At 45.7% G+C, this 4,856-nt stretch carries 5 protein-coding genes; all 5 read left to right on the top strand.

Translation table 11 applies throughout. From position 1 onward, the window contains the following. Positions 1-1,389: ABC-ATPase domain-containing protein (locus WAM07_RS04720; protein WP_422165205.1), on the top strand; the 1,389-nt coding region annotated here is incomplete at its 5' end. A gap of 15 nt (positions 1,390-1,404) precedes the next feature. After that, complete coding sequence (gene queG, locus WAM07_RS04715; protein WP_422165203.1) at positions 1,405-2,538, top strand: tRNA epoxyqueuosine(34) reductase QueG; 1,134 nt, start codon at positions 1,405-1,407, stop codon at positions 2,536-2,538. Positions 2,539-2,608: 70 nt separating this feature from the next. After that, a complete protein-coding gene (locus WAM07_RS04710) occupies positions 2,609-3,157 on the top strand; it encodes a methylated-DNA--[protein]-cysteine S-methyltransferase (protein ID WP_422165201.1) in 549 nt (182 codons plus the stop codon). A gap of 77 nt (positions 3,158-3,234) precedes the next feature. Beyond that, entirely contained in the window at positions 3,235-4,098 is an 864-nt protein-coding gene (locus tag WAM07_RS04705; protein WP_422165199.1) for an amidase domain-containing protein, read from the top strand. Between the two features lie 51 nt (positions 4,099-4,149). Next, complete coding sequence (trmL, locus tag WAM07_RS04700) at positions 4,150-4,626, top strand: tRNA (uridine(34)/cytosine(34)/5-carboxymethylaminomethyluridine(34)-2'-O)-methyltransferase TrmL (RefSeq protein ID WP_422165197.1); 477 nt, start codon at positions 4,150-4,152, stop codon at positions 4,624-4,626. The last annotated feature ends 230 nt before the right edge of the window (positions 4,627-4,856 follow it).

Raw genomic sequence — 4,856 nt, 5'->3', positions numbered from 1 at the left:
GGTCAGGAGATTCTGGACCGGGCCGCAGTCAACCTGAACCCAGAAGATATGACGGTTTGCCTCACGATCGGCCTCCCAGCTAATGGACGCCGTATTAATGGCAAGGAAGCGGACAAGCTCTTCTTCAAAGTCATTCCTGAGATTATTCAGCATTCTGTTTTTTCCATTAAGGATGAAGAAATTGAAGAGGCCTGTCAATTGGCCGACCAGCATGAAGCGATTCAGGCAGAGATGAAAAAGAATGACTGGATTTCGTTTGTGGCTGATGGAGCTGTCCTTCCTCGCGAGAGCGGGATCAGCGAACGTCCAATGAAAAAAGCCGTGCCATTTCAAAGTCCAGAAGAGAACCGGGTCTCCTTTTCTATCCCTCACAGAGAGGAGCCGCTGACAGGCATGGCGGTTAAGAAAGGGATTGTATTGATCGTAGGCGGCGGTTATCATGGTAAAAGTACCCTGTTGAACGCGATGGAAAGAGGCGTGTATCCTCATATCAAAGGGGATGGCAGAGAATACGTGATGACAGATCCTGCTGCTGTAAAAGTTAGAGCAGAAGACGGCAGGCAGGTAACAAGTGTGGACATTTCACCATTTATCAAAAACCTTCCACATGGCACAGATACGACTCAGTTCTCAACGGAAAATGCCAGCGGAAGTACTTCGCAGGCGGCTAATGTCATTGAAGCCCTTGAAGCCGGAGCTAAAACGCTGTTAATTGATGAAGATACAAGTGCAACGAACTTCATGATCCGTGATGAGCGGATGCAGGAGCTTGTCGTGAAAGAAAAAGAACCGATTACGCCGTTTATTGATAAAATTAAGCAGATGCGTGATGATCTGGATGTTTCTACGATTCTCGTCATGGGTGGATCCGGCGACTATTTCCAGGTTGCCGATGATGTCCTGATGATGGACCAATATGTACCTTATAATGTTACCGGGAAAGCGAAAGATATTGCCAGCAAGTACCCAAGCAGCCGGGCGACCACTGAGGATGAGAAGTTCGGTGCTGTTCCGGCACGTGCGTTTTCAGCTTCCAGTCTTCAGACGAGAAAAGGGAAGAAAGAGAAGGTCCAAGCAAAAGGAAAGACGACGATCCTTATGGGACAGACAGAAATTAATCTGGACGGAGTGGAGCAGCTCGTAGACCCATCCCAGACACGCATGATTGCGGATGTTATTCTGAATTTAGATAAAAAAGGAAGTTTGAAAACAGAGCAATCGCTAAATGACCTTCTTGATCAGATTGAAAAGCAGTTTGATGAGAAGGGATTGGCTTCGTTTGCTCCATTTAAAGATCAGCACCCTGGCGAGATTGCACGCCCGCGCCGTTTTGAAATAGCGGCAACGTTAAATCGGATAAGAACCGCGAAAGTAAAAGATATCAGATAGGAAGGAGGAGCCGCGATGGATTATCATGAGCTTAAAGAACAGGTGATAGCGTATAGTAAGGAAATTGGGATTGATAAAATAGGCTTTGCCTCAGCCGATGTGTTTGGCGAATTAAAAGCCAGGCTTAAGCGGCAGGAGGCTCTTGGCTACCAGTCCGGATTTGAAAAAGGCGATGTAGATGAACGGACGGAACCAGGACGCCTGCTTCCAGGTGCTCAGTCGATCATTTCCATCGCGATGGCTTACCCTTCCAAAATGCACGACGCTCCTAAAAGCAAAAAAGGAGACCGGCGGGGATTGTTCTGCAGGGCCTCCTGGGGCGAAGATTACCATACTGTACTACGAGACCGACTTAATAAGTTAGGAGCTTATTTACAGGAACTGTTTCCGGACGTGGAGCTAAAATCGATGGTGGATACGGGTGAACTGTCCGACCGCGCCGTAGCGGAACGGGCAGGAATCGGTTTCAGCGGTAAGAATTGCGCGATCATTACTCCTGAGTTCGGATCATATGTATATTTAGCGGAACTTGTAACGAATATCCCATTTGCTCCTGATGAGCCGGTCCAGGAAGGCTGCGGGGATTGTAATATATGCGTGGATGCGTGTCCAACTGGCGCTCTTGTTCAGGGCGGTCAATTAAATGCCCAGCGCTGTATCGCTTTTCTGACACAGACGAAAGACTTCCTGCCAGATGAATTCCGAAGTAAAATCGGCAACCGTCTATACGGCTGTGATACTTGTCAGACAGTCTGTCCGATTAATAGAAAGAAAGATTTTCATCATCATGAGGAATTTGAGCCGGATCCTGAGGTTGTTAAACCGAAGCTGACACCGCTTCTGTCCATTTCAAACCGCCAGTTCAAAGAGAAATTCGGATCTATTTCCGGATCGTGGCGAGGCAAGAAACCAATTCAGCGAAATGTGATATTGGCCCTTGCTCATTACCGGGATGAGACGTCTATAAGTGAGTTAATTCGATTAATGAATGAAGACCCGAGGCCCGTCATTAGAGGAACCGCGGCCTGGGGGCTTGGAAAAATCGGAACATCCGATTGTTTTACGGCCATTAAGGATGCTATGATAAATGAGGAAGATGAACAGGTCGTTTATGAAATGGAAAAAGGACTTCGATTTGAAAAAATATAATCAAATCTACTTTTCTTATGAACAAGGTTTTTGTATAATAGAAAAAACTGTAAAAGAAGGGATTTAATCTATGAACCATAGGTCTTTTTTATATTATGATTCTTTTATAACTCCTCTCGGACCTATTACGGTTTTAGCGAATGATGAGGGAGTTTGTCGTATTGATTTCGGCGAATTTGAAGAACGTCATTCCGCCTATCAATCCTGGAAAAAGAAGCACTTACTCAGAGGTGAATTCGTTTATGATCCTGAGCAGAAGTATGTCAGGCAGACAAAAGAAGAATTAAACGAATACTTTGATGGAAAAAGAACGCAATTTTCAATTCCTTTGATTTGCTATGGAACAGATTTTCAACGCGGTGTCTGGAGAACACTGGTTAATCAAATACCTTATGGCGAAACACGCTCCTATAAAGAAATTGCTTCCACAATGCTTTCTCCGAAGGCCATTCGAGCGGTCGGAGGTGCTGTGAACCAAAACCCATTTGCTATCGTTGTACCCTGTCACCGGGTGATCGGAAGTAACGGCAAGCTGGTGGGATACGCAGGTGGTCTCGAGAAGAAGCGTCACTTACTTGATTTTGAAAAACAACATACGGTCGTACCGTTTACGAACTAGTCGTCTCCTGCGGGAGGCGTCTTTTTTTGTATGGACCGTCCCTTTTTTTCATAGGATGAAAGGAAGGGGGAAGGGTTATGCGGGAAACCAATCAAATACAGAATTATTGGGAAAGAATCATGAGCCGACTATTGGAGCAGGAAGATGAAAAGTGGCTTCATAACAAGGTGAAGAGTTTAGAGAGTCAGGGCATTCGGATCGAGCGTGCAACTTTCAGATTAAAGCCTTACCACAGGTGTGCCTATGAGAAGCAGAGCACCCTGCGATATATGCTCAGTCTTTCTCTTCTTCTAAAAGATCACCGGCACTTTTATTTAGAAGAAGGAATTTATGAGGGAAGGGTGTGGTTCGAGGGGGGTAAGGTTAAGCATCATATCATACAAACTGAAACGATTTCTTCTGAGACAAATCCCTGTTTACCTGAATTTGGCGATAAAGAAGCGAGACAGCGCGCCCCTTTTACATACAACCGCAGGGATGCGGTTCGCTACGCTGAAAGGTGGTGGGATTCATATAACCCGGCTTATCGTCATTTTGACGTGGACTGTACGAATTACATTTCGCAATGCCTAAGAGCTGGAGGAGCACCGGTATGGGGAGCCTCTAACCGCAGCAGGGGCTGGTGGTACAGTGGAAGTAATTGGAGCTACAGCTGGGCAGTCGCCCATGCTTTTAGATGGTACTTAAGCGGCGCAAGGCAGGGGCTGACCGCTACAGAAGTGTCTTCCGCTCATGAACTGTCTCCTGGAGATGTGATCTGCTATGATTTCGAAGGGGACGGTCGTTTTGACCATAATACAATTGTTGTGAAAAAAAACAAAGATGGTATGCCGCTTGTTAATGCTCATACATCAAACAGCCGGCATCGCTACTGGGCTTATGAAGATTCTACCGCTTATACCCCCTCTATCCAGTATAAATTTTTTCGGATTGGTGACTGATCGGTATGGTATAATAGTCTAGTTGACTAAGATTAGACTGAGGTGAATGGAATGCCGAACCATATTGTTTTGTTTCAACCTGAAATTCCTGCAAATACAGGAAACATCGCTCGTACGTGTCTAGCTACGAATTCCGTACTTCATTTAATCCGGCCGCTTGGCTTTTCTACAGAGGACCGGATGCTGAAGCGGGCAGGGCTGGATTATTGGCATGACGTAACGATTCATTATCATGATTCAATTGAAGATTTATATGAAGCTTATCCTGAAGGGGACTATTATTATATAGAGAATTTTGGTACTAAGTCGTATGTAGAATTCGATTTTGCGTCTCCTGAAAAAGAGTTGTTCTTTGTTTTCGGACGGGAAAGTGATGGGATTCCGAATGAACTTCTCGAAGGCTTGGAAGATCGCTGTCTTCGTGTTCCCATGACGGGAAAAGTACGTTCTCTGAACCTTGCTAACACGGTGTCCATCATTCTATTTGAAACGCTTAGACAGCAGGGATTTCCCAACTTGATTAAATAAGACGACGGCGCTAAGCGTCGTCTTTTTTGTTACCTGTTTTTGTCTCTTAGGGCTGGTTTCTAAAGAAAAGCACCCGTTTATTGAAGACTCAGTTTCGAGATATTTGTTGAGCGGAAGGTCAGGAGGGGGACGATTTCGCTTTCCGTGGGCATGAGGTGAGCTTCCTCGGGCTTAAAAGCCCTGCGGGATCTCACCGATCATGTTCATCCCACAGGAGTCTACATCGTCCC

It is taken from the genome of Halobacillus sp., assembly GCF_049282395.1.
GTDB lineage: Bacteria > Bacillota > Bacilli > Bacillales > Halobacillaceae > Halobacillus.
This window is presented reverse-complemented; position numbering and strand designations above follow the sequence as displayed.

Excerpts from the sequence above, each read along its gene's own strand:
- WAM07_RS04705 (WP_422165199.1), top strand. The coding sequence starts at position 3,235 with ATGCGGGAAACCAATCAAATACAGAATTATTGGGAAAGAATCATGAGC.
- trmL (WP_422165197.1), top strand. The coding sequence starts at position 4,150 with ATGCCGAACCATATTGTTTTGTTTCAACCTGAAATTCCTGCAAATACA.
- WAM07_RS04710 (WP_422165201.1), top strand. The coding sequence starts at position 2,609 with ATGAACCATAGGTCTTTTTTATATTATGATTCTTTTATAACTCCTCTC.
- queG (WP_422165203.1), top strand. The coding sequence starts at position 1,405 with ATGGATTATCATGAGCTTAAAGAACAGGTGATAGCGTATAGTAAGGAA.